The organism is Actinotalea sp. JY-7885, from assembly GCF_014525465.1.
Classification (GTDB): Bacteria; Actinomycetota; Actinomycetes; order Actinomycetales; family Cellulomonadaceae; genus Actinotalea.
This window is the reverse complement of the sequence record NZ_JACEXH010000026.1, coordinates 1-24,194: the sequence shown is the minus strand read 5'-3', so window position 1 is coordinate 24,194 and position 24,194 is coordinate 1. Positions and strand designations below refer to the sequence as shown.

Here is a 24,194-nt window from a genome sequence, read left to right as displayed (position 1 = left end):
CGGACGCGCCGCCCGCGCGGGGGGCCGAGCCGGCCGGCACCGCGTGACGGCGCGCTGATGGGCGCCGTCCTCGCCGCCCTGGGCACCATGGCGGCGATCGCCGTCGTCGGGTGGCTGCTCGCGCGGTCGCGCGCGCTCGGGCCGCACGCCGAGCAGGTGCTCGCGCGCGCGGTGTTCGTCATCGCCGCGCCGAGCCTGCTGGCCGTGACGATCGCCCGCGCCGACCTGGCCCTGCTGCTCTCGCGCCAGGCGCTGGTCATCGCGGCGACCACGCTCGTCGTCGTCGCCGTGGCGGCGGCCGTGCTGCGCGGGCTGTGGAAGCGGCCCGTGGGCGAGGCGACGATCGGCACGCTCGCCGCCTCGTACGTCAACGCCGGCAACCTCGGCATCCCGATCGCGGTCTACCTGCTGGGGGACGCGGTCGCCGTCGTGCCGACGCTCCTGTTCCAGCTGCTCGTGCTCGCGCCCGTCGCGTTCACGATCCTGGACGCCCAGGCCGAGCGGGACCCGGTGCGCGAGCACGCGGCGTCGGGCGGGCAGGAGCCGGTCGCCGACGCGGCCGACGACGTCGCCGCCCCGGCCCGCGGCCGGGGCCTGGGCCGGGCGCGCCGGGTCCTGGCCCGCACCCTGCGCAACCCGATCATCATCGGCGCGCTCACCGGCGTCGTGCTGTCCGTCCTTCCGTGGGACGTGCCCGACGTCGTGCTCGAGCCCTTTCGGCTCATCGGCGCCGCCGCGGCCCCCCTCGCGCTGCTGACGTTCGGCATGTCCCTCGCCGGCCTGGGGCGCGGCGCGGACCGCGACCGCAGCCGCCCGCGCGAGCTCGCGCTCGTCGTCGTGCTGCGCTCGGTGGTCCACCCCCTGCTCGCGATCCTGCTGGGCCGCGCCCTGGGTCTCGAGGGCGTCGAGCTGCTGGCGGTCGGCACGATGGCGGCGCTGCCGACCGCGCAGAACGTGCTGGTCTACGCCGTGCAGTACGACCGCGGCCGCGCACTCGCACGGGACGCCGGGCTCGTCACGACCCTGCTCGCGCTGCCCGTCCTGCTCGGGATCGCCGCCCTGCTCTCCTGACCCGCCGCCGCGTTCTGGAACGGATCTCGCCGCCGCGACGGCGAGATCCGTTCCAGAACCGGGTCGGCTCGGGGGAGCTAGAGGGGCAGGCCGAGCTCCGCGACGTCGACGCGGCGGGACTCCGCCATCGAGATGTTCGCCGCGAGGCCGACGGCGACCGAGCGGAGGCCGTCGAGGTAGCCCGCGCGCCGCCCGAGCGGGTCGGGGCCCGTGCCGCGGAAGACGTCGTGCAGCAGCAGCGCGTCGCCGCCCCCGTGGCCGCCGCGCTGGTTGACGATCTCGACCTCCTCGGCCTTCTCCCAGTGCCGCTGCACCGTCAGGCGCTCGCCGTGCCGGCGCAGGTCGCTGTCGGCGACGTCGTCGACGACCGAGCTCGCGTCCAGGACGAGGCGGCCGTCCGGCCCCGCCAGCACCGCGGCCCGCTCCACGACGTCGAGCTCCGCGCGCCCCTCGGTGCCGTTGACGCTCACCCGGTAGCCCTCCCACGGGCTGTGCGCGTTGAGCGAGTAGCTCATGACCGGCCCGCCCCGGTAGCCGACCAGCGCCGAGATGTTGTCCTCGATCGTGATCCCGGGGGCGAAGACGTCGCGGTCCCGCTGGTAGCCGTCGTGCTGCTCGGCGTCCCAGTACAGGGCCTTGAGCTTGGGGTCGTTGCGCAGGTCGAGCGCGAACGGGTCGGTGCTCGGCGGGTCGACGGTCCCGCGCGGCGGCCGCTCCCCCAGACCGCGCGCCGCCGCGTTGGCGTCGCCGTAGAACTTGAGCGCGCCGGACGCGACGACCCACTCCGGGACGTCGTCGAGCCACCAGTTCATGAGATCGAAGTGGTGCGTCGCCTTGTGGACGGCCAGCCCGGCGGAGTGCTCCTTCTCCCGGTGCCAGCGCCGGAAGTAGTCGGCACCGTGCATCGTGTCGAGCACCCACTCGAAGTGCACGCTCGTCACGCGGCCGATGCGCCCGGAGGAGATGACCTCCTTGAGCGCGGCGTTGCGCGGGGAGTACCGGTAGTTGAACGTCATGATCACCGACTTGCCGGACTCCTCGACGGCCGCCACGATCTCGCGGCAGCCCTCCGCCGTCGTCGTCAGCGGCTTCTCGAGCACGACGTCGACGCCCGCGCGCAGGGCGCGCGACGTCATCTCGGCGTGGGTCCAGTCCGGGCTGATCACCAGCACGGCATCGAGCCGCTGCTCGGCGATCATGCGCTCGAGGTCCGGCACGTCGTAGCGCACCGGGAGCTCGGTCCGGCCCGCCGCGCGGACGAGCGAGTCGGCGTAGTCGGCGCGGCCCGGGTTGGGCTCGCACCAGGCGACCAGCTCCCCGACGTCGGCGTGGGCGCCGACCAGGGCGTCCACGTACATCTGGGACCGGGCACCGGTCCCCACCACGGCGAAGCGGCGCATCAGCCGATCACCGCCTCGACCTCGGAGACGAACTGCTCGGCGGCCTCCTGCGGCGTGAGCCGGTCGAACAGGACCTGCTCGTTCATGCGGGCCATGATCCCGGCCACCTCTCCGGCGCCGATGGGCGGGGTGTTGAGGCTGTCCTCGATGGTCGGCGCGACGCGCTCCATGAACTCCGCGGCCCGGCGGTCCGCGTCGGTGAAGTCGCTCTCCAGGGCGGCACGCACCTCGAGGTTCACGGGCAGCCCGCGGTCGGACAGGATGAGCCGGCCGGCCTCGACGTCGTTCAGGAGGAAGTCGACCAGGAGCGCAGCCTCCTCGGGGTGCTCGCTGTCGGCCGAGATCGAGTAGTACATCGACGGCTTGACGTACATGCCCGTGCGCTCACCGGCCGTCTCGCCCGGCATCCGCAGCAGCTCGAGCGTGCGGCCCGAGGCGTCCTCGGTCGGGCCGAGCTGGCTGGTCCACCACACGCCCATGCCGCCGGTGCCCGTGGCCATCAGCGAGCGCGTGGAGTCCGCGTTGATCTCGATCGACGTCGACGCGGGCGGGGTGCCGCCCGAGTCCCGCAGCTCGACCGACATCTCGAAGAAGTCGGCCAGGGTCTGCGTCTCGAAGCCGAGCGTCCCGTCCTGCGCGTAGAGCTCCTCGCCGTGCTGCCGCGCGTAGATCGCGAAGGCGACCTCGCTGAAGCCGTGGTCCTGCGCGCCGTAGGTGCCCTCGGGCGTCGCCGCGCTGATGGCCACGGCGGTGTCGACGTAGTCCTGCCACGTCCACGTGTCCTCGTCGGGCATCGGCACGCCGGCAACCTCGAACGTGGCCGGGTCGGCGAGGACGGCAGCGGTCAGCGTCCCGGTCGGGATGCCGTAGAGGGCACCCTCGAACTCGCCGGCGCTGGCGACGCTCGGGTCCAGGTCGTCCGTGCCGATCGCGTCGAGCTCGGCCAGGTCCGCCAGCACGCCGCGCGAGCCGTACTCGCGCAGGTACCGCTCCTCCTGGGTGATGACGTCGGGCGCGTCCCCCGCGGCGACGGACGTGGACAGCTTGTCCCAGTAGCCGCCCCAGTCGGAGTACTCGCCGACCACCTCGATGTGGGGGTACTTCTCCTCGAACAGGTCGAGCACCTGCTCGGTCGTCTGGTGGCGGTTGTCGTTGCCCCACCAGGAGAACCGCAGGCGGACCTGCTCCTGCTCGTCACCCGACGCCGTCGGCTCCTGCGGGTCGGCGTCGGCGCCGCTGCACGCCGCCAGGGCGGTGGCGGCGCACATCACGAGCGCCGCGGCGGCGGTGCGGCGGCGGGCGGGCGGGCGGGTGGTACGTGCCGTCATCGTTCTCCTCGTGGTGCGGGTGGATCCTCGGACGCGTGGTGTGTCGCCCGACGTCGTGGTGCCCTAGGGCAGGGGCACGAAGCCCTCGTGGCGCACGCTCCAGCCGGCGCCGAAGCCGGGCGTGGGCGCCTCGCCGCCCTCCCAGCCCGCGACCATCAGCGCGACCGCGACCAGCAGCCCGCCGTTGCCCGGCAGGTACAGCGGCAGGTGGTCGGTCTGGCGGTTGTGGCCGTTGGGCAGGTAGGCGTTCTTGGGCAGGTCCAGGAGCAGCGCGTCGACGGCGCCCTGCGGGTCGCCCAGGCGCGTGGCGGTCATCGCCAGCGCCGGGTAGTCCCAGCCCCAGGTGCTCGGCCAGTCCCAGTCGGCGAGCACGTCGTCGAGCGTCGCCCGCACGACGGCGGGGTCCAGCAGCCCGGTGTCCGGCACGACGCCCAGCCCGTAGACCATCGACGGGTGGTCCGCGCGCACGGTGAACGGCTCGACGCCGATCGCCGGGTAGACGCCGTCGCGCACGAGCGGCCGCGCCATGCCGTCGGCGACCTCGTCCCAGCGCGGCTCGCGCGGCAGGCCGGCGTGCTCGCGCCACTGCTGCGCGACGCGCAGGCCCCACACCCAGTACGCGAGCTCGAACGGCGGGTTGGTCGCCCGCTCCCGCACGTCGGCGTACGACTCCTGCGCCGGGACGAGCGGGGGGCCGAGCGCGAACCCCTGGGGCGTCGGCTCGACGACGTCGGCCATGAAGCGCGCGGTCTGGTCCACGAGCGCGCCGTAGCGCGCCACGACGTCGCCCCGGCGCTCGGGCGGCGCGGCGCGGCGCAGCAGCTCGGCGAGGTGCAGGACGTGCGGCTGCTGCCACAGCAGGAAGGGCCCGATGTGGCTCGGGCTCTCCTGCCCGTCGGGGGCGACCTGCTTGGGCCACCGGGCACCGTCGTACCCCTGGGTCCGGGCCGTCTCCTGCGCCGCGGGCAGGATGCGCTCGTACCAGCCCATGCTGCGCTCGAGCAGGTCGGGGCGGCCCCACACGGCGAAGTGCGCCGCGTGCCACCAGTGCATCTCCAGGTGGAACCGGCCGCGCCAGCTGTTGCACGTCAGGCCCGTCTCCTGCGGCGGCGTCGAGCCGGCGCACTGGATCGCGGTGAGGTACTGCGACAGGACGACGCGCCGCTCGAGCTCGGGCGCGCGCGGGTCCGTGCTGCCGGACAGGTCGAGGGCGGCGCCGCGCCGCCAGAAGGCGGGCCAGTGGGCCCGCGAGGCGGCGAGCACGCCGTCCACGTCGAGCGGGGTCGCCGGCACCTCGGACGCCGCAGGCGCCACCTCGAGGACCAGGTCCAGCGTGCCGTCGGCGTCCAGGACGAGCTCGTGCGGCGCGACGGCCGCCGCGCGGGCACCGGTCCACAGCCGCACCACGTACGCGTCGTCCGCGGCGCCGTCGAAGCGTCGGTGGACGACGGCGCCGTCAGGCCGGTCCTCGACCTGCGTCACGTGGGCCTCGGGACGCGTCCAGTCGGCCGCGTTGCTCCACGACGTGGAGCCGTAGGGGAAGGCGAGGCGGACGGCGACGTCGTGCGCGCCCTCGTCGCCGGGCCCGCCCGCGCCCGGTGCCGCGTCCGGCACCGGCACGAGGCGGACCGCGAGCGCGTCGCGCTGCGGGTGGCACGCCGTGGTGACCCGCAGGCGGCGGCCCGCGAGCTCGACCTCGCTCTCGACGACGCCCGTCCACAGGTCGAGGGCCTGCTCGGCGGCGCCGAGGTCCGACGGCGAGGGCGCAGCCCACGGGCGCGGCGCGCCCTCGCCGTCCACCCCACCGCCGGTCCCCGGCGGCCGGGTCACCAGACCGACGCGCACGAGGTCCAGGCGGTGGGGGTTGGCACGGAGCCAGCGGTGGGACACGTCGAGCCCGGAGTCGTCCGAGCCGTGCAACGACCCCGCGTCGACGTACGGCACCTCACCGCGCGAGGTCCGGTAGGGGCGCCGCGTCGCCGCGAGGTCCACACCGTCCGGCCGCGGGGTGCTGTGCCACGCCCACTGCGCCTGCGTGCCCAGCAACGTCCCGGGAGCACCACCTCCCGGGTCCGTCACCGAGAACTGCTCGGGGAACGTCTGCAGGCCCGTGACGTCCACGGTCCAGCAGACCTCCCCGTTGCCGACCGTCAGCGGGGAGGTCGGCTCGATGCCGGTCACCCGGACCGTGTGCCTGCGCACCACGGCCTCGCGATCCACGCGCACCGAACCGCCTCCTCGCCCCGTCGTCCGTCGGTCCGCGTGTGCCCGAGCGCTCAGGACGTCGCCGAGGTCAGCTCGGTGACGAACTGCTCGCCGGCCTGCGCGGGGTCGATCTGCCCGAACAGCACGGCGTCGTTCAGCCGAGTGAGGATCGCGACGCTCTCGGTCGAGCCCGTCGGGCCGATGACGAAGTGGCCGTCGACGTGCTCGGCCATCCGCTCGATGAAGTCGTACTCCGTCTGCTGGACGGGCTCGAGGTCCGCCGAGAGGTGCTCGCGGAGGGTCGGGTTCGCCGGGACGCCGCGGTTGGCGCCGATGAAGTCCGCCGCCTCGGTCGAGTTCACCAGGAAGTCGATGAGCTTGGCCGACGCCTCCGGGTGCTCGCTGTTGGCGCTGATCGTGTAGAGCTGCGACGCCTGGAGCCAGGTCCCCGGACCCTCGTGGTTCGACTCGCCCGGGGGCAGCATCATGATCATGTCCTGGCCCGCCGCCGAGCTGTACGCGGTGAGCAGGTTGGACCAGCCGAACTTCATGCCCGCGAGGCCGCGGCCGATGAGCGTCTGCTCGGGCGCCGCCTGGCCGGCGAGCTCGGCCGTGAGGCTGGCCTGGGGCGAGGCGCCCGACTCCATGAGCCCGCTCGTCATCTCGAACCACTGCTCGACGATGTCCGGCTCGATGACGACGCCGTTCTCGTCGTAGAGGCCCTCGCCGGTGTGCTGGTTGGCGTAGAGGTCCAGGACGTCGGGGGACGTCGGGTCCTCGGTGCCGTAGGTCCCCTCGGGCGTGTTCGCCGAGATCTCCTCCGCGATCTCCGCGAAGTCGTCCCAGTCCCACGTCTCGTCGTCGGGCAGGTCGACGCCCGCGGCCTCGAAGACCGCGGGGTTGACGATGAGACCGAAGGTGTTGACGCCCGTGGGGACGCCGTACTGGGTGTCGCTGAAGAACCCGTTGGACAGGGCGCCCTCGTCGAGCGAGGAGAGGTCGAGGTGGTCCGAGACCGTCGCGAGGTCGAGCAGCACGCCGCGGTCGCCGTACTCGCGCGGGTAGGCGCCGCCCATCGTGATGACGTCGGGCTCGTCGCCCGCCGCGACGCCGGTCGCCAGGCGGTCGAAGTAGGAGGTGAAGTCGACGGACTCCGTCTCCACCGTGATGTTGGGGTTCGCCGCCTCGAAGGCGTCGACCGCCGCGTTGGTCATGGCGGCGCGCTCCTCGTTGCCCCACCAGACGAAGCGGATGGTGGCCGGGGCGTCCGGGTCGTAGTCGTCTGCCGGCTCCTCGGCGCCGTCGGTCGGCCCGTCGCCCGCGCCCGCGCCGGCGTCGCCCGAGCAGGCGGCGGTGAGCAGCAGGACGCCGGTCGCCAGGCCGGCCCCCAGCGCGCGTGCGGTGCGGCGGTTCCGGTGGGTTCCTCGTGTGGGTCGCATCGTCGTCCCTCCTGCCGCGTCGTTGCGGCGATACGGCCCCGGCCGGGGCGGTATGAATCGATTCAGTAAGTCGATCCGACCTCGCGCCAGGTACGGCCCCTCGAGGCCGGCCCTCGCCACCGCGAGGTTTACACCGGTGTAAGGAGACCACACCGCTCGGGTCGGGTCAATGGGCTGGCCAGGACCGGGCGTCCGCGAGCGCCGCGCGGCGCCGCCCGAGGGCCGCCGCCTGCGCCGCGTTCGGGCACAGGGCGACGGCACAGTCGTAGGCCTCGTCCGCCTCGCGCGTCCGGCCGAGGCGGGCCAGCAGCTCGGCGCGCGTGGCATGGAAGGGCTGGTACCCGGCCAGCGCCGCGGCGAGCGGCTCCAGCTGGGCCAGCGCCACCTGCGCGCCGTCGAGCTCGGCCACCGCCACCGCCCGGTTCAGCGCGACGACCGGCGAGGGGTCGAGACGCACGAGCTGGTCGTACAGGGCCAGGACCTGCGACCAGTCGGTGTCGCGGACGTCCCGCGCGCAGGTGTGCACGGCGTTGACCGCGGCCAGCAGCTGGTAGCGGCCGGGTGGCACGCCGGCCGCCAGCCGCTCCCGCACCAGGCGGTGCCCCTCGGCGAGCAGGGCGGTGTCCCACGCCCCGCGGTCCTGCTCGTCGAGCGCCAGGAGGTCACCGCTCGCCGAGACCCTCGCGGGCCGCCGCGCGTCCGTGAGGAGCATGAGCGCGAGCAGCCCGGTCACCTCGCCGTCGTCCGGCAGCAGGTCGTGCAGCAGGCGGGCCAGGCGGATCGCCTCGGCCGTCAGCTCCGGCCGGAGCGGTCCGGACGCGGTCGCCAGGTACCCCTCGTCGAACACCAGGAGCAGCACGGTGAGCACGTCCGCCACCCGACCGGGGAGCTCCGCAGCGGACGGCGGACGGTACTCGCGGGCCGTCGCCCTGAGCGCGGCCTTGGCCCGCGTGATCCGGCGCCCGACGGCGTCCTCCTGCACCAGGAGGGCTCGCGCGATCTCGGGGACCGTCAGCCCTCCGACGAGGCGCAGCGTCAGCGTCACGCGCGCCGCCGGGGACAGCACAGGGTCGCAGCACAGGAGGACCAGGCGCAGCCGGTCGTCGCCCAGTGGGCCCGACGGACCGGCAGGCGCGGGCGGGTCGGCGGCGTGCAGGGCGGACGCCTCGAGCTGCTTGGCCTCGCGCCTGCTCTCGCGCCGCACGCGGTCCACCGCCTTGCGCATCGCCGTGGTCGTCAGCCACGCGCCGGGCCGGTCGGGGACGCCGTCGACCGGCCAGCGCTCCACCGCGGCGGCGAAGGCCTCCGCCGCCGCGTCCTCCGCGATGTCGAGGTCGCCGAAGCGCCGCACGAGGAGCCCGACCAGGCGGGCCCACTCCTCGCGGTGGGCCCGCGCGGCCGCCTCGCGGGCGTCCACGCGGCTCACCCCCCGAGCAGGGGCCGCAGCTCGACCCGGCGGTGGCAGTGCCGCGAGCCCTGCGCCGCCAGCTCGAGCGCGACCTCCCGGCTGGGGGCCTCGACGATCCAGAAGCCGGCGAGGTACTCCTTCGACTCGAGGAACGGCCCGTCGGTGACGAGCGGCTCGGCCCCCGACCGGCCGTCGACCACCGCCGCCGTGGCCGGCGCGCCGAGGCCGGCGGCGAAGACCCAGTGGCCGTCGGCCCGCAGCCGGTCGTTGAACGCGTCGACGGCGGCCATCTCGGCCGCGGTCGCGGAGCCTGTCGTGTCGTCGATCACCGAGATCACGTACCGCACGGGGGAACCTCCTCGCTCACGGGCCCCGGACGGGCCCCTCACCATGTCGACGAACGGGCCGGCCCCGATCGGACACCCGCCACGCCTCAGGCGGTCGACTCCCGCACCACGAGCCGGTGCGGCGCGACGACCTCGAGCTCGACCGCCGCCGGGCCGTCGTCCAGCCGCGCGAGCAGCAGCTCGACGGCCGAGCGGGCGATCTGGGTGCGTCCCGGGTTCACCGTCGTCAGGCTCGGGCGCGAGAACCGCGCCTCCTCGATGTCGTCGAAGCCCACCACCGCGACGTCGCCGGGCACGTCGACGCCGCGCTCGTACAGGACCCGCATCGCACCGAGCGCCAGCACGTCGTTGAGCCCGACGACGGCGTCGATGCGCGCCCCGGCGTCGAGCAGCCCGCGCATCGCGTCGGCACCCGCGGACCGGCTCCAGGTCTCGGTGAAGCCGACGAGGCCCGGGTCGAGCTCGAGCCCGGCCCCGCGCAGTGCCGCGCGGATGCCGTCGGTACGCAGGGACCCCGCGCCCGTGCCCGTGCCGTCGAAGCTCCCGACCACCGCGACCCGACGTCGGCCCTGCGCGAGCAGGTGCTCCGTCGCGGCGCGGGCGCCGGCCGTGTTGGCCATGGCGACGTGCGGGACGCGGCTGTGCAGCGAGCGCTCGCCGAGCAGGACGATCGGGAAGTCCACCTCGAGCGCCGGCGAGTCCTGGCCGCGCAGGGCCAGCGGGGAGAAGATCAACCCGTCGGTCATGCGCCGGCGCGCGCTGAAGAGCACCTCCATCTCGCGCTCCCGCGAGCCGCCGGTCTGCTCGATGAGCACCGTGTACCCGCGCGCGGCCGCGGCGTCGATCACCTCGTCGGAGAGCTCGGCGAAGTACGGCAGGCTCAGCTCGGGCACCGCGAGCGTGAGCATCCCGGTGCGGCCGAGGCTGAGGTTCCGGGCCGAGAAGTTCATCTGGTAGCCGAGGTCGTCGATGGCCGCGCGCACCTTGCGGCGCGTCTCGTCGCTGACGTGGGGGAAGTCGTTGACGACGTTCGACACCGTCTTGACGGACACCCCGGCCGCCCTGGCCACGTCCCGCATCGTCGCGGCCACGCGCCCTCCCCTCGTCGCCCCGCGGTCCGCGGGTGGTGGGCGCCACTATCCCATCGCCAGGCTGGACACCCCGCGCGGCGCCGCCTAGGGTCGCCCGGGACGATGGTAACCGGTTACCGGGCATCGCCACCACGCCTGCCCTCGACGAGGAGGACGCATGACGCACACGATCCGGGTCGACGGCACGCGCCTCGTGCGGCCCGACGGCCAGGAGGTCCTCCTGCGCGGCGTCGGGCTGGGCGGCTGGATGACGATGGAGAACTTCATCACCGGCTACCCCGCGACCGAGTCCCAGATGCGACGCGCGGTCACGCGCGTGCTCGGACCGGAACCCGCGGAGGCCTTCTTCGAGACGTTCCTGCTCGAGTTCTTCGCCGAGGCCGACGCCGCGCACCTCGCGTCGCTCGGCATGAACTGCGTCCGGGTGCCGTTCAGCTACTTCCACCTCGAGGACGACGACGCCCCGTTCGAGATCAAGGAGTCCGGCCTGCGCCACCTCGAGCGCGTCGTGCGCATCCTGGGCGAGCACGGCATCCACACCATCCTCGACCTGCACGCCGCGCCGGGCCGGCAGAACCAGCACTGGCACTCCGACAACCCCACGCACTACGCGGAGTTCTGGAACCACCGCCACTTCCAGGACCGCGTCGTGCACCTGTGGGAGGCCGTGGCCGACCGGTTCAAGGACGACCCCTGGGTGGCGGGCTACAACCCGCTCAACGAGCCGTCCGACGTGACCGGCGAGAAGATCGGCCCCTTCTACGCGCGGCTGGAGCGGGCCATCCGCGCCGTCGACCCGCACCACGTGCTCTTCCTGGACGGCAACCGCTACTCGACCGACTTCTCGATGTTCGCCGAGCCCTTCGAGAACACGGTCTGGACCGCGCACGACTACGCGCTGCCCGGCATCGCGGCGGTCAGCCGCTACCCGGGCGAGACGCGCGGGCAGCACTACGACCGCGGCACGGTCGAGCAGACGTTCCTGCGCCGCACCGAGGTGATGCGCCGCACGGGAACCCCGATCTGGGTGGGTGAGTTCGGCCCGATCTACGTCGGCGACGCCGAGCGCGTCGACGGCGCCTACCGCCTGCTGCAGGACCAGCTGGACATCTACCGCGAGCACGGCGCCAGCTGGAGCCTGTGGACCTACAAGGACGTCGGCAGCCAGGGCCTGGTCACGACCGACCCCGCCTCGCCATACCTGGAGCGCGTCCGGCCTGCGCTCGAGAAGAAGCAGCGCCTCGGCACCGACTCGTGGGGCGGGAGCGACGCGCACACGCGCGACGTCCTGGACCCGATCGAGGCCCTCTTCGCGCGCGAGTTCCCGGACTTCGACCCCTACCCCTGGGGCCCGCGCCAGTGGATCAACGTGCTGGTCCGGCACGTGCTCCTGGCGGAGCCGCTGGTCGACGAGTACGCGCGCTGCTTCGCGGGTCTCGACGCCGACGGCGCCGCGGAGCTCGCGCGATCGTTCCGCTTCGACCGCTGCGTCGAGCGCACCCGCCTGAGCACGCTGCTGCGCGCCCACCTGCGCTGAGGCCCGGCCCGCGCAGCGATCGACGCGACGAGCCCGCCGGTCCGGCACACGCGGGGTGTGCCGGACCGGCGGGCTCGGTGGTCGTGCGGGGCGTCAGGCGGCGAGCGCCTCCTTGAGGCGGACCCGCCCGCTGAAGCGCAGGAGCGAGCGGGCGTAGATCCGCGCGCCGAGGGCGATGACCGCGACGCACGAGGCCACGAGCAGGGCGAGCGCCGCGAGCGGCTCCCACCAGGCCGCCTCGCCGAGGAACAGGCGGACGGGCATCGCGACCGGCGCGCTGAACGGCACGTACGACGCGATCTTCATGACCAGCGCGTTCTCGTTGAAGAACACGATGACGAAGTACGGCGTCATCGTCAGCATCATCACGGGCGTGAGCACCGGACCGGTGTCCTCGATGCGCGAGACGAGCGAGGCGCTCGCCGCGAACACCGAGGCCAGGAGCACGAAGCCCACGAGGAAGAACACGATGAACCACGCGACCGGGCCACCGAGCGCGGAGAGCAGCTCGTCCTGACCGGTGACGACCGCACCGATGATGGCCACGGCGGCGATGGCTGCCGTCTGCCCGAGCGCCAGGGCGCTGTTGCCCAGGATCTTGCCCGCGAGCAGGGCCCGCGCCGGCACGGTGGACAGCAGGATCTCGACGACCCGCGACTGCTTCTCCTGGACCGTGTTCTGGGCGATCGTCGAGCCGAAGGTCATCGCCGACATCATGAAGATGGCGCCGAAGGCGAAGGAGACCAGGTAGCGCAGGCCGGTCTGGTCGCCCTCGTCCGCGTCGAGCAGCTCGACCGACGGCGCGACCGAGAGGCCACCGACGAGGCTCTGCGGTGCGTCGGTCAGCGCGACGACCGTGATGCCGGTCGGGTTCTCCCCCGACTCGTCGGGGAGCACGGCCGCGGCGACCTCCTCGGACTCGACCAGCTCGCGTGCCGCGTCCGCGTCGTCCGCCATGACGGGCTCCATGCCGGGCATGGCCTCGACCACGTCGGCCGTCTGCGCCACGACGGCGACCTGCGTGGCCTCCGCGGTGCGCCCGGACAGGAAGCTGCTGCCGATGACGGCGGCCAGGACGCCGAGCAGCAGGACCGCGGTCGAGATGAGGAACGACTTGGTCCGCACCTGCGCGAGGATCTCGCGCTCGGCGACCATGAGCGTCGCCGGGACGACGCCCGGGACGGCGGGGCGGGGCGGGCGGGTGGGGGCGGGAGTGCTCATCGGGCCGGCTCGCTCTCGGTGCGCAGGGTCGGGGTCGCGTCGGCGGCGTCGGGCCCGGCCTCGGGCTCCGCCTCGTCGCGGACGATGTCGCGGAAGATCTCCGCGAGGGTGGGGCGCACCGGCGTGAACGCGCGCACGGGCGCCTGGTCGAGCGCGGTGCGCAGCACGCGCTGCGCCGCCTGCTCGTCGGCGTCGAACCGGGCCCAGCCACCGTCGAACTCGACGACGGCGACCCCCGGCTCGGTCCGGAGCCAGCCGAGGTCCCCGGCCGAGTCGATCTCGTAGCGCGGCTCCGCGAAGGACTCGCGCAGCTCGTCGCGCGGGCCGGCCGCGGCGATCCGGCCGCCGGCGATGACCACGACGTCGTCGCACAGCCGCTCGACGACGTCGAGCTGGTGCGAGCTGAACAGCACCGGCACGCCGCGGGCCGCCGTCTCGGCGAGCACGGAGACGACCGTGTCGACCGCGAGGGGGTCGAGGCCCGAGAAGGGCTCGTCGAGGATGAGGACCTCGGGGTCGTGGACCAGGGCGGCGGCGATCTGGACGCGCTGCTGGTTGCCCAGCGACAGGTCCTCGAGCGCGTCGTCCGCGCGCGGGCCCAGGTCCAGGCGCTCGAGCAGGTCACGGGCGCGGGCGTCGGCGGTGCGCCGGTCGTAGCCGTGCAGCCGGGCCAGGTAGGCGAGCTGCTCCGCCGCCTTCATCTTGGGGTAGAGGCCGCGCTCCTCGGGCATGTACCCGAAGTGCCGCCGGGCCTCGTCGCTGAGCGACGCACCGTCGAGGGTCACGGTGCCACCGTCGGCCGACAGCACGCCGAGGATGATCCGCATCGTGGTGGTCTTGCCGGCGCCGTTGCCACCGACGAAACCGGTGAGGCGGCCGCGCTCCACCGCGAAGCCGACGTCGTCGAGCACGAGGCGGTCGCCGAAGGACCGTCGGATGCCGTCCAGCCTGAGCATGTCTCCCCCTGGGGGTCACGTCCCGCGGGGCCTCCCCGCGACACGATCAACCGTAGGGAGCCGCCGGCTCCGGCGGCTCAGGCGCGGGGCGGAACCTCGGCCTCCGCCCCGGGGTGGAGGCTCAGCCCCCGACGAGGCCGTGCTCGTAGGCGAACACGACCGCCTGCACGCGGTCGCGCAGCGACAGCTTCATGAGGACGTTGGACACGTGCGTCTTGACCGTCGCCCTTCCGAGCACGAGCTCGGCCGCGATCTCGTCGTTCGTCAGCCCGCGGCCCATGAGCACGAGGACCTCGCGCTCGCGCTCGGTCAGGCCGGCGACCTGGGGCGACGGGCCACGCGTGGCCGCGGGCTCCGCCTCGCGGCGGACCCGCACGGCGCGCGCGATCACCGCCCGCGTCACCTCCGGCGCGAGGAGGGCGTCGCCCGCGGCGACGGCGCGCACGCCGGCGACGAGCTGCTCGGGTCGGGAGTTCTTCAGCAGGAAGCCCGAGGCCCCCGCCTCGAGCGCCTCGGCCAGGTAGTCCTCGCGGTGGAAGGTCGTGAGGATGAGCACGCCCGCGTGGACCTCGGGGTCCGCCGTCAGCAGCCGGGTCGCCTCGAGCCCGTCCATGTCCGGCATCTGCACGTCCATGCAGACGACGTCGGGCCGCAGGGCGCGGGCGAGCTCCACGCCCTCGCGCCCGGTGCCTGCCTCGCCCACCACCTCGAGGTCCGGCTGGAGGCCGAGGATCGTGCCGATGCCGGCGCGCACGAGCTCCTGGTCGTCCACGAGCAGGACGCGGAAGGCGGGCCGGCTCACGAGGCCTCCCGGCCGGTGGACGCGGACGCGGCGTCGAGCGGGATGCGCGCGCGGACGAGGAAGCCGCCGCGGCTGCGCGGGCGGGCGTCGAGGGTCCCGCCGTCGGCCGCGACGCGCTCACGCATCCCCACCAGGCCGAGGCCGGACGAGGCGACGGGCCCGCGGCGCGTACCGGCGCCGTCGTCGGCCACCTCGAGCTCGACGGCGTCGCCCAGGTACCGCAGCCGGACGTCCGCACGCGCGCCGACGCCGCCGTGCTTGCGGGAGTTCGTCAGCGCCTCCTGGGCGATGCGGTAGAGGTTCAGCGAGACGAGCGGGGGCAGCGGGACGGGGTCGCCGACCACCTGGAACGTCGCGGGCAGGCCGATCTCGCTCGACTGCGCGACGAGGTCCGGGATGCGCTCGACCGTGAGCGAGCCGACGCTGTCGCGCGCGCCGGGGCCCACGACGGCGACCCCTCCCGAGGTCACGCCCTCCGCGGGCACCTCGCGCAGCGTGCCGAGCAGGCCCTGGAGCTCGGTGATGGCCTGCCGCGCCGACTCCTCGACGTGCTCGAGGGCGACCGCGGCGCGCGCGGGGTCGGAGGCCTGGAGCGCGCGCGCCGCGCCGGCCTGGACGCCCATGACGGAGACGTGGTGCGCGACGGCGTCGTGCAGCTCGCGCGCGATGCGCAGCCGCTCGAGCGCGACGGCCTGGCGCTCGACCACCCGCCGCTCGAGCTGCAGCAGGCGACCGCGGTAGGCCGTGCGCGCCCGGTCGCGCGCCGACGTCCACGAGTGCTCGCCGAACCACACCGCGCCGCCGAAGTAGAGGACGTTCGTCAGCAGCTGGATGAGCATGTAGGCGACGAACGGTGAGAAGGCGCCGGCCCGGGACAGCCCGGGCAGGGAGTCCGGGTCCGTCGCGGCGCGGAAGATGCTGTAGACCAGCCAGATCAGCATCGCGGTGACGACCCCGGCGCGGACCACCGCGGCGCGGCGCCGGTCCGCGGTCCACGCCCCGACCGTGTAGAGCGCCATGAAGAGCGAGATGTTGAGGAACAGCGTCTCGGGGACGCTCAGCTCCCCCGCGAGGACGAAGGCGGTCGCGACGAGCACGGTGACGGCGGCGGGCCACCGGCGCCGCACCGCGAGCGGCAGGGTCCCGAGCGCGAGGCAGAGCACCGACAGCCAGCCCGCCGCCGGCTCGTCGTAGATGCCCGCCGTGCGCAGCAGCGCCATGCTGAGCACGGAGCCGAGGAAGAGGCAGGCCGCCACGAGCAGGTCCCCGCGCAGCTGCTCGGCCGTCGGCCCCGGGCGCTGCCAGCCGGCCATGTCGGGGTCGACGGCGGACGGCGCCCGCGGCTCGACGGCCCCGGGCGCGGTCCCGACGGGGCCCAGGACCACGTCGTCGGCAGGTCGGCTCGCGACGGCCGGGGAGCGTTCCACGCGGCCGACCTTAGCCGCCGGGGCGGACGTGACGGACGCCACCCTCAAGCCGCGGCGCCGCGCGCCGATGACCTGTGCGGCGCGCTCGCGCGCCCACCCCGCGGCGCCCACCAGGTCCGCGGGCCGAACCACGCCGGCACACCCCCGCCGGAAGACGGAGCACCATGCACGCCGCCACGGAGGCGATCGGGATGATCGCCTCGCTGACCTCGTTCCTGCTGTGGGTCCCCCAGGGCGTCCGCGTGTGGAGAGCACGCCGCAGCACGCACCTCCTGTCGGGCATCGCCCTGAGCACCCAGGTGATCTCGCTCGCGGGATCGCTGCTGTGGTTCACCTACGCCGTGCTCATCGAGTCGTTCTGGATCGGCGCGCCCCTGATCGTCAACGGCCCCATCGCCGTCATGACGATCGTCGTGCTCCTGCGCGCCCGTCGTACCGCCGCCGCGACAGCCACCGCGGTCCTCCCGGGGACCTCCGAGGCGGACGAGGTCGCGCTCGCCGCCTGACGCGGTGCGGGTGAGATCTGCCGGGCGACGTTCACCTCGCCGCCCGGCGTGCCGATGACGGGGGCGTGTCGGCGACGACCCGGAGGAGGGTCTCGCGGCGGTCCCCCGCGCCGCGCGGCCCTCGGCCGGCGCGCCTGCGTTCCCGCCGGGTCCCGCCGGGTCCCGCCGGGTCAGCGCAGGCGCGCCTCGGCCTGCGTCCAGGCGGCGGCGTCGACGTCGCCGGTCGGCTCGTAGCGCGTCAGCTGCTGCCCGCGCGCGCCTACGGCACGCAGCGCGCGCAGGTCTCCCGCGAGCGCGCCGACGGCGCGCGCCTGGACCAGCACGTTGCCGAGCGCGGCGGCCTCGACGGGGCCCGCCACGACGGGCAGCCCGGTCGCGTCGGCCGTGAGCCGGCACAGCAGCACGTTCTGCGAGCCACCACCGACGACGTGGACGACGTCGACCTCGCGACCGGAGAGCGCCGCCGCCTCCCCGACCGCCCGGCGGTAGGCCAGGGCGAGCGAGTCGACGATGCAGCGCACGACCTCGCCCGGCGTGCCCGGGACCGGCTGGCCGGTGCGCGCCGCCTGCGCCGCGATGCGGTCGGGCATCCCGCCCGGCGGCAGGAAGACGGCGTCGTCGGCGTCGACGACGGTGCGCAGCGGCTCGGCCGCGGCGGCGGCCGCCAGGAGCTCGGCGAGGTCCGCGGCGCTCCCGGCGTCGCGCCAGGCGCGCCGGCACTCCTCGAGCAGCCACAGGCCCATGACGTTGCGCAGGTACCGGACGGTCCCGTCGACGCCGAGCTCGTTGGTGAAGTTGGCGAGCCGGCTCGCCTCCGTGAGCACCGGCGCGTCGAGCTCGAGGCCGACGAGCGACCACGTGCCGCACGAGACGTACGCGGCGCGCTCCCCCGCGGGCACGCCGACGACGGCCGACGCCGTGTCGTGCGACCCGACCGCGAGCACCGGCAAGGGCTCGGGGTGACCGATGGCGGCGCGCACGTCGTCGGCGACGTGCCCGATCACCGTGCCCGGCTCGCGCAGCGGCGGCAGCAGCGCGGGGTCGATGCCCAGCCGGGCCGCGAGGTCCGCGTCCCACGTCCGCGTGCGCACGTCGAGCAGTCCGGTCGTCGACGCGTTGGTCACCTCCGCGCCGCGCGCGCCGGTGGGCCCGGTGAGCCACGCGGACAGCAGGTCCGGCACGAGGAGGAGCCCGCGTGCCGCGGCGAGCCGGGCGGTGCCGGCGGCGGCCACGAGCTGGAACACCGTGTTGAACGGCTGCACCTGCAGCCCGTTGCGCGCGTAGAGCTCGGCCGCCGGCACGGTGGCGAAGACGCGCTCGGGTACGCCGTCGGTCCGCGCGTCGCGGTAGTGCACCGGATTGCCCAGGAGCACGCCGTCGGCGTCGAGGAGCCCGTGGTCCACCGCCCAGCCGTCGATCCCGACCCCGGCGAGCGTCCCGTACCGCCGCGCCGCCTCACGCAGCCCGGCGAGCACGCCACGGTGCAGCGCCAGCACGTCCCACTGCAGCGTGCCGTCGACGACGACCGGCTCGTTGGCGAACCGGTGGACCTCGTCGAGCTCGACGCGCTCCTCGCCGGGTGCGCCGAGCACGCGCCCGACGACCACCCGCCCGCTGGACGCGCCGAGGTCGACCGCCGCGAAGGCCCGGCTCACCGCAGGAAGGCGGCGGCCACGCCGGAGTCGACGGGCACGTGCAGGCCCGTCGTCTGCACGAGGTCCGGACCCGTGAGCGCGAAGACGGCCGCGGCCACGTGCTCGGGCAGCACCTCGCGCTTGAGCAGCGTGCGCTGCGCGTAGTACTGGCCCAGCTCGTCCTCCGGCACGCCGTAGACGGCCGCGCGCTTGGCGCCCCAGCCGCCCGCGAAGATGCCCGACCCGCGCACCACGCCGTCGGGGTTCACCCCGTTGACCCGGATGCCGTGCTCGCCCAGCTCGGCCGCGAGCAGCCGCACCTGGTGCGCCTGGTCGGCCTTGGTCGCGGAGTAGGCGATGTTGTTCGGCCCCGCGAAGAGCGAGTTCTTCGAGGCGATGTAGACGACGTCGCCGCCCATGCGCTGCGCGATCATCGCCCGCGCCGCCTCGCGCGCCACGAGGAACGAGCCGCGCGCCATGACGTCGTGCTGCAGGTCCCAGTCCGCCGTCGTCGTCTCGAGCAGCGGCTTGGAGATCGACAGCCCGGCGTTGTTGACGACCAGGTCGACGCCGCCGAACGCGAGAGCCGCCGCGTCCACCATCGCGCGGACGTCGTCCTCGGACGTCACGTCGGCGCGCACCGCGATCGCGCGGTCGGGGCCGCCGATGCCGGCCGCGACCTCCTGCGCGCGCTCGAGGTCGAGGTCCGCGACGACGACGCAGGCGCCCTCGGCCGCCAGGCGCTCCGCGATCGCGCGCCCGATGCCCGAGGCGGCACCCGTGACGAGCGCGACCCGCGTCGCGAGCGGCGCGGGCTTCGGCAGGCGCGCGAGCTTGGCCTCCTCGAGCGCCCAGTACTCGATCCGGAACTTCTCGGCCTCGTCGATCGGCGCGTAGGTGCTGATCGCCTCGGCGCCGCGCATCACGTTGATCGCGTTGACGTAGAACTCGCCCGCCACGCGCGCCGTCTGCTTGTCCTTGCCGAACGAGAACATCCCGACGCCGGGCACGAGCACGATGGCCGGGTCCGCGCCGCGCATCGCGGGGCTGTCGGGCGTCGCGTGGCGCTCGTAGTAGGCGGCGTAGTCGGCGCGGTAGGCCTCGTGCAGCTCGCGCAGCCGCGCGACGACGTCGTCCAGCGGCGCATCGGCCGGCAGGTCGACGACCAGCGGCTTGACCTTGGTCCGCAGGAAGTGGTCCGGGCACGACGTGCCGAGCTCGGCGAGCGTCGGCGCCTTCTCGCGCGCCAGGAAGTCCAGGACGACGTCGTCGTCGGTGACGTGACCCACCTGCGGCCGGTCGGTGCGGGCCAGGCCGCGGATCGTGGGCGCGAGCGCCGCGGCGCGCGCACGCCGCTCGGCCGCCGGCAGGGCCTCGCGGCCCGGCACGACGGCGCCGAACGGGTGCTCGCCCAGCGCCTGCGTGCGCTCGGCGATGAACGCCTCCGCGGTCCGGATGATCTCGAGCGAGCGCTGCTCCGCCTCGTCGGACGTGTCGCCCCACGCGGTGATGCCGTGCCCGCCGAGGACGCAGCCGATGGCCTGCGGGTTCGCCGCCTTGATCTCGGCGATGTCCAGGCCCAGCTGGAACCCCGGGCGGCGCCACGGCACCCACACGACGCGGTCGCCGAAGCACTCGCGCGTCAGGGCCTCTCCGTCGGCCGCGGTGGCCAGCGCGATGCCCGAGTCGGGGTGCAGGTGGTCCACGTGGGCGGCGTCGACGAGCCCGTGCATGGCCGTGTCGATGGACGGGGCCGCGCCACCCTTGCCGTGGAGGCAGTAGTCGAACGCGGCGACCATCTCGTCCTCGCGCTCGACGCCCGGGTAGACGTCCGTCAGCGCCCGCAGGCGGTCCAGGCGGAGCACGGCGAGGTTGGCCTCGCGCAGGGTGCCGAGGTCACCCCCCGAGCCCTTGACCCACAGCAGCTCGACCGGCTGGCCGGTGACCGGGTCCGTTCCGGTGCCCTTCGCGGAGGTGTTGCCGCCCGCGAAGTTGGTGTTGCGCGGGTCGGCGCCCAGGCGGTTGGACCGCGCGATGAGGTCGGCCGCGGCCGGGTTCGTCGTCGGGCTGGTCTGGCTCATCGGGTCAGGCTCCCCATCCGGCCTGCGCGCCACCGACGCGCTCGGCCACGATCGTCTCGGCGTACCCCGACGCGGCGTAGGCGCGCATCGGGTCGGGCTCCAGGCCCTGGCTCTCGCGCAGCTCGGCGAGCAGCGGGCGCACGTCGGTGTTGTAGGCGTCCATCAGGGCGCCGTTGGCCCCGAGCACGTCGCCCGACTGCTGCGCGGCGTGCAGCGCCTCCCGGTCGACGAGCAGCGCCTTGGCCGTCGCCTCCTGGACGTTCATCACGGACCGGATCTGGGCCGGGATCTTGGGCTCGATGTTGTGGCACTGGTCGAGCATGAAGTTCACGCCCGAGTCGGGGCGCAGGGCGTCGGCCGCGACGATCTCGTTCATGATCCGGAAGAGCTGGAACGGGTCCGCCGCCCCGACCATGAGGTCGTCGTCCGCGTAGAAGCGGCTGTTGAAGTCGAACGCGCCCAGGCGGCCCACCCGCAGCAGCTGCGCGACGATGAACTCGATGTTGGTGCCGGGCGCGTGGTGGCCGGTGTCGAGCACGACCATCGCCTGCGGACCCAGCGCGAGGCAGTGCAGCAGCGACGTGCCCCAGTCCGGCACGTCGGTCGCGTAGAACGCGGGCTCGAAGAACTTGTACTCGAGGATGATCCGGTGCTCGGGGTCCAGGCCCGCGTAGATCTCCGCGAGCCCCTCCGCGAGGCGGTCCTGGCGCGCGCGCAGGTCGTCCTGGCCGGGGTAGTTGAGGCCGTCAGGGAGCCAGATCTTCAGGTCGCGCGAGCCGGTCGCGCGCATGATGTCGAGGCACTCGCGGTGGTGGGCCACGGCCTTGGCGCGCACGCGGGGGTCGGGGTGCGTGAGCGACCCGAGCATGTAGTCGTCGTCCTGGAACAGGTTCGAGTTGATCGCGCCGATGGTCACGCCCTGGTCGGCCGCGTGCGCCGCGAGGTGGGCGTAGTCCTCGACCTTGTCCCACGGGATGTGCAGCGAGACGCGCGGCGCGGCGCCCGTGTACCGGTGCACCTGGGCGGCGTCGGCGATCTTCTCGTAGGGGTCGCGCGGCACGCCGGCCTGCGCGAACACCTTGAACCGCGTGCCGCTGTTCCCGAAGGCCCAGCTCGGCAGCTCGATGGTCTGCTCGGCGAGTGCCGCGAGGGCCGCGGCCCGTCGCCCGGCAGCCGATGACGTCGTCGTCCCGGTGCTCACAGTGTCTACTCCTCCGAATGAAACGTTTCAGGAACGATAGGCGCCCCACCGAACCGGGTCAACCGCCCAGCCCCCGCTCCACCCCCCGCCGCCGACCCCCCGCCGCCGACCCCCCGCCCCGGTTTTGGCACCGATCAGGGCGTCGGAGCACCCAGATCGGCACCAAAACCGGGTCAGCGGGCGGCCGGTCGTGGACGGCGGTCGCTGCGGGTGAGGCGGGTGAGGTGACCGCCGGTCACCCGCCCCGCCGCCGACCACCCGCCCCGTTTTGGCGCCGATCCCCGCCCCCGCCGGTCGAACGGCCCGGTTCTGGCACCGATCCGGGCGTCCGGGCACCCGGATCGGCACCAAAACCGGTCAGCGGGCGGCCGGGGTGGGAGGGGTGGGGGTGGGCGGGGTGGCGGTGGGCAGGGTGGCGGTGGGCGGGGTGGCGGTGGGCAGGGTGGCGGTGGGCGGGGTGGGGGTGGGCGGGGTGGGGGTGGGCGGGGTGGCGGCGGCGAGCTGGGCGTCGAGGTCGAAGACCGTCTCGAGCGGGACGAAGCCCTCGTCCGGGGGCCCGTCGGAGCCGAAGAGCTCGGCCATCTCGGCCTGCCAGCGCGCGTTGACCTCACGCAGGGCCATGGCGTCGCGGGCGGCGTCGAAGTCGTCGACGTCGACGACCCCGACGAGCAGGCCGTCCGGCGCGAGGTGCAGGGTGTAGTCGCGCCACCCCGTCTCGTGCAGCGCCTGGAGCATCTCGGGCCACACCTCGGCGTGCCGTCGCCGGTACGCCGCCACCTGGTCGGGACGGATGCGGGACACGAAGCACACGCGAGCCATGGGACCTCCAGCGGCGGCCCGTGTGCGCCGTCTCGTCCTTGAACCGTTCCACGGGCACAATGACCGTACCGATCCCGGAGGACCCATGGCCCGCACACCTCGCCGGGGCGCCGTGCGCGCCAGCATCGGCGACGTCGCGCGCCAGGCCGGCGTCTCGCTCGGCACCGTCTCGAACGTCCTCAACCGCCCCGAGCGGGTCTCCCCCACGACGCGCGAGAAGGTCCAGGCGGCCATCGAGGAGCTGTCCTTCGTGCCCAACGGCAGCGCGCGCCAGCTGCGCGCGGGCACCATCACCACCGTCGGCGCCGTCCTGCTCGACATCGCCAACCCGTTCTTCACCGAGGTCGCGCGCGGCGTCGAGGACCGGCTGGCCCAGGACGACCACATGCTCATGCTCGCGAGCTCCGACGAGGACCCGGCGCGCGAGGCGCGCTACCTGCGGCTCTTCGAGGAGCACGGCGTCCTCGGGCTCCTGGTCACACCCGCGACGGCCGACGTCGACCACCTGCTCGACCTGCACGCGCGCGGCGTCGAGGTGGTGCTGCTCGACCGGCCCTCACCCAGCCCGGAGCTCGCCTCGGTCGCCGTCGACGACGTCGCGGGCGGCGCGATGGCCGTCGAGCACCTGCTCGACCTCGGGCACCGGCGCATCGCGTTCATCAACGGGCCCGCGAGCATCCGCCAGTGCGTCGACCGGCGGGCCGGCGCTGTCGCCGCGCTCGAGGACGCCGGCCTGGACCCGGCCGAGGCGCTCGTCGAGGTGACGGTGCCCTTCCTCAACGCGGAGGGCGGCGAGCGGGGGGCCAACCAGCTCCTGGCGCAGGCAGGCGGACGCGACCGACCGACCGCGCTGTTCTGCGTCAACGACCTCACCGCGCTGGGCGCGATGCGCACCCTGCGATGGGTCCACGGTCTCGACATCCCGCGGGACATCGCCGTCGTGGGCTACGACGACGTCGACTTCGCGTCGATGCTCACGACGCCGCTGACCTCCGTGCGTCAGCCGACGCGCCGCCTCGGCAGCGTGGCGGCCGACCTCCTGCTGCGCTCGCGCGCCGGGGAACCCGCGCCGGACGCGCAGCGCCAGGTGCTCTTCCAGCCCGAGCTGGTGGTCCGCGCCTCCTCGGGCGCGTAGGGATCGACCCGGCCCGACCGCGGCGCCGCAGCGCTGCGGTTGAGCACGTCGAGGGTTCAGGACTTCGAGGTCGGGTCCCCGCGCTCGGCGATGAGCTCGTCGTAGATCGGCGACTGGCTCGCACCCGCCTGCTGACCGCCCTCACGCCGCTCGGGCGGCGTCGACGTCGCCCGCCGTGCGATGTCGGCAAGGCTCATGATGACCTCCGGATGTGATGCACGTGTGAAGATCCTGCCCGCTGAAGGCGCCGCGCGCACGCCGGCGCCCACGGCACCCGCATCCGGGTCAGCCGTCGACCCCCGCGAGCCGCAGGGCCCAGCGCCGCTCGACGGACACGGTCGCGAGCGCGAGGAGGCCGCCCGCGACGATGGCGAGCGGCAGGAGCATCCACACCAGCACCCCGGAGGCGATGGCCGCGGAGAGCAGCAGGGCGGAACCGACGAGGTCGGCCCCGCTCACGCGCGCCGCCTCCCGCAGCGCGGGCCCCGGGCGCGTGCCCGGCTCCCACGTGCCGCACGCGCGCAGCACGACGACGGCGCCCACGGCGGCCACGGCGGCGACGACGACCAGCACCGCGGTGCCGCCG

Annotated in this window: 20 protein-coding genes and 1 pseudogene; 4 read left to right on the top strand and 17 right to left on the bottom strand. The window is 74.6% G+C overall.

The features are described from left to right. Window positions 1–1,071: AEC family transporter (locus IDM29_RS04255; protein WP_223147952.1), on the top strand; the 1,071-nt coding region annotated here is incomplete at its 5' end. A 77-nt stretch (window positions 1,072–1,148) separates the two neighbouring features. Here the strand turns inward: IDM29_RS04255 and IDM29_RS04250 are convergent. The 7 genes from IDM29_RS04250 to IDM29_RS04220 all read right to left on the bottom strand — a co-directional run bounded on the left by IDM29_RS04250 (window position 1,149) and on the right by IDM29_RS04220 (window position 10,289). Continuing rightward, window positions 1,149–2,471, bottom strand: a complete 1,323-nt coding sequence (locus tag IDM29_RS04250; protein ID WP_182112219.1) for a Gfo/Idh/MocA family protein — start codon at window positions 2,469–2,471, stop codon at window positions 1,149–1,151. Then, window positions 2,471–3,799, bottom strand: coding sequence for an ABC transporter substrate-binding protein (locus IDM29_RS04245; protein WP_182112220.1), 1,329 nt, complete (start codon window positions 3,797–3,799; stop codon window positions 2,471–2,473). The genes IDM29_RS04250 and IDM29_RS04245 overlap by 1 nt, the downstream gene beginning before the upstream one ends. Before the next feature lie 63 nt (window positions 3,800–3,862). Beyond that, the gene (locus IDM29_RS04240; RefSeq protein WP_182112221.1) at window positions 3,863–6,025 is read right to left on the bottom strand and encodes a hypothetical protein; all 2,163 of its coding nucleotides are present in this window, start codon (window positions 6,023–6,025) and stop codon (window positions 3,863–3,865) included. Window positions 6,026–6,075: 50 nt separating this feature from the next. Continuing rightward, window positions 6,076–7,443 carry an ABC transporter substrate-binding protein gene (locus IDM29_RS04235; protein WP_182112222.1) on the bottom strand — a complete coding sequence of 456 codons (1,368 nt, stop codon included), beginning with the start codon at window positions 7,441–7,443 and terminating at the stop codon, window positions 6,076–6,078. A 166-nt stretch (window positions 7,444–7,609) separates the two neighbouring features. Continuing rightward, window positions 7,610–8,869 carry an RNA polymerase sigma factor gene (locus IDM29_RS04230; protein ID WP_182112223.1) on the bottom strand — a complete coding sequence of 420 codons (1,260 nt, stop codon included), beginning with the start codon at window positions 8,867–8,869 and terminating at the stop codon, window positions 7,610–7,612. Further along, window positions 8,866–9,198 carry a YciI family protein gene (locus IDM29_RS04225; RefSeq protein ID WP_220457971.1) on the bottom strand — a complete coding sequence of 111 codons (333 nt, stop codon included), beginning with the start codon at window positions 9,196–9,198 and terminating at the stop codon, window positions 8,866–8,868. Before IDM29_RS04225 ends, IDM29_RS04230 begins: the two co-directional genes overlap by 4 nt. An 86-nt stretch (window positions 9,199–9,284) precedes the next feature. Next, window positions 9,285–10,289, bottom strand: a complete 1,005-nt coding sequence (locus IDM29_RS04220; RefSeq protein ID WP_255491657.1) for a LacI family DNA-binding transcriptional regulator — start codon at window positions 10,287–10,289, stop codon at window positions 9,285–9,287. 157 nt (window positions 10,290–10,446) lie between these two features. Between IDM29_RS04220 and IDM29_RS04215 the strand changes: the two genes are divergently transcribed. Beyond that, window positions 10,447–11,826, top strand: a complete 1,380-nt coding sequence (locus IDM29_RS04215) for a glycoside hydrolase family 5 protein (RefSeq protein ID WP_188037241.1) — start codon at window positions 10,447–10,449, stop codon at window positions 11,824–11,826. 93 nt (window positions 11,827–11,919) lie between these two features. Here IDM29_RS04215 and IDM29_RS04210 read toward each other — a convergent pair whose 3' ends face one another. The 4 genes from IDM29_RS04210 to IDM29_RS04195 form a co-directional block, all read right to left on the bottom strand. Further along, on the bottom strand, window positions 11,920–13,047 hold the full coding sequence (locus IDM29_RS04210; protein WP_188037240.1) for an ABC transporter permease: 1,128 nt from the start codon (window positions 13,045–13,047) through the stop codon (window positions 11,920–11,922). Then, window positions 13,044–14,003, bottom strand: a complete 960-nt coding sequence (locus IDM29_RS04205) for an ABC transporter ATP-binding protein (protein WP_182112227.1) — start codon at window positions 14,001–14,003, stop codon at window positions 13,044–13,046. Before IDM29_RS04205 ends, IDM29_RS04210 begins: the two co-directional genes overlap by 4 nt. A 121-nt stretch (window positions 14,004–14,124) precedes the next feature. Then, on the bottom strand, window positions 14,125–14,805 hold the full coding sequence (locus IDM29_RS04200) for a response regulator transcription factor (protein WP_188037239.1): 681 nt from the start codon (window positions 14,803–14,805) through the stop codon (window positions 14,125–14,127). Further along, window positions 14,802–16,232, bottom strand: coding sequence for a sensor histidine kinase (locus tag IDM29_RS04195; RefSeq protein ID WP_309232673.1), 1,431 nt, complete (start codon window positions 16,230–16,232; stop codon window positions 14,802–14,804). Before IDM29_RS04195 ends, IDM29_RS04200 begins: the two co-directional genes overlap by 4 nt. Before the next feature lie 164 nt (window positions 16,233–16,396). Between IDM29_RS04195 and IDM29_RS04190 the strand changes: the two genes are divergently transcribed. After that, entirely contained in the window at window positions 16,397–16,738 is a 342-nt protein-coding gene (locus IDM29_RS04190) for a hypothetical protein (protein ID WP_188037238.1), read from the top strand. A 170-nt stretch (window positions 16,739–16,908) separates the two neighbouring features. Here IDM29_RS04190 and IDM29_RS04185 read toward each other — a convergent pair whose 3' ends face one another. The 4 genes from IDM29_RS04185 to IDM29_RS04170 form a co-directional block, all read right to left on the bottom strand. Next, window positions 16,909–18,393: a rhamnulokinase family protein gene (locus IDM29_RS04185; protein ID WP_188037237.1), complete on the bottom strand. Its 1,485-nt coding sequence runs from the start codon at window positions 18,391–18,393 to the stop codon at window positions 16,909–16,911. Next, complete coding sequence (locus IDM29_RS04180; RefSeq protein ID WP_188037236.1) at window positions 18,390–20,453, bottom strand: bifunctional aldolase/short-chain dehydrogenase; 2,064 nt, start codon at window positions 20,451–20,453, stop codon at window positions 18,390–18,392. The genes IDM29_RS04185 and IDM29_RS04180 overlap by 4 nt, the downstream gene beginning before the upstream one ends. A gap of 4 nt (window positions 20,454–20,457) precedes the next feature. Next, complete coding sequence (gene rhaI / locus IDM29_RS04175) at window positions 20,458–21,654, bottom strand: L-rhamnose isomerase (RefSeq protein WP_188037235.1); 1,197 nt, start codon at window positions 21,652–21,654, stop codon at window positions 20,458–20,460. Between the two features lie 357 nt (window positions 21,655–22,011). Beyond that, the gene (locus IDM29_RS04170; protein ID WP_188037234.1) at window positions 22,012–22,473 is read right to left on the bottom strand and encodes an L-rhamnose mutarotase; all 462 of its coding nucleotides are present in this window, start codon (window positions 22,471–22,473) and stop codon (window positions 22,012–22,014) included. Between the two features lie 85 nt (window positions 22,474–22,558). Between IDM29_RS04170 and IDM29_RS04165 the strand changes: the two genes are divergently transcribed. Further along, on the top strand, window positions 22,559–23,608 hold the full coding sequence (locus tag IDM29_RS04165) for a LacI family DNA-binding transcriptional regulator (protein WP_182112234.1): 1,050 nt from the start codon (window positions 22,559–22,561) through the stop codon (window positions 23,606–23,608). A gap of 56 nt (window positions 23,609–23,664) precedes the next feature. On the opposite strand, the gene IDM29_RS04160 is transcribed toward IDM29_RS04165, so the two are convergent. Together IDM29_RS04160 and IDM29_RS04155 are read right to left on the bottom strand one after the other, a co-directional pair. Further along, complete coding sequence (locus IDM29_RS04160) at window positions 23,665–23,805, bottom strand: hypothetical protein (protein ID WP_182112235.1); 141 nt, start codon at window positions 23,803–23,805, stop codon at window positions 23,665–23,667. Between the two features lie 88 nt (window positions 23,806–23,893). Next, a pseudogene (locus IDM29_RS04155) lies at window positions 23,894–24,194 on the bottom strand (hypothetical protein); the annotation flags it as partial.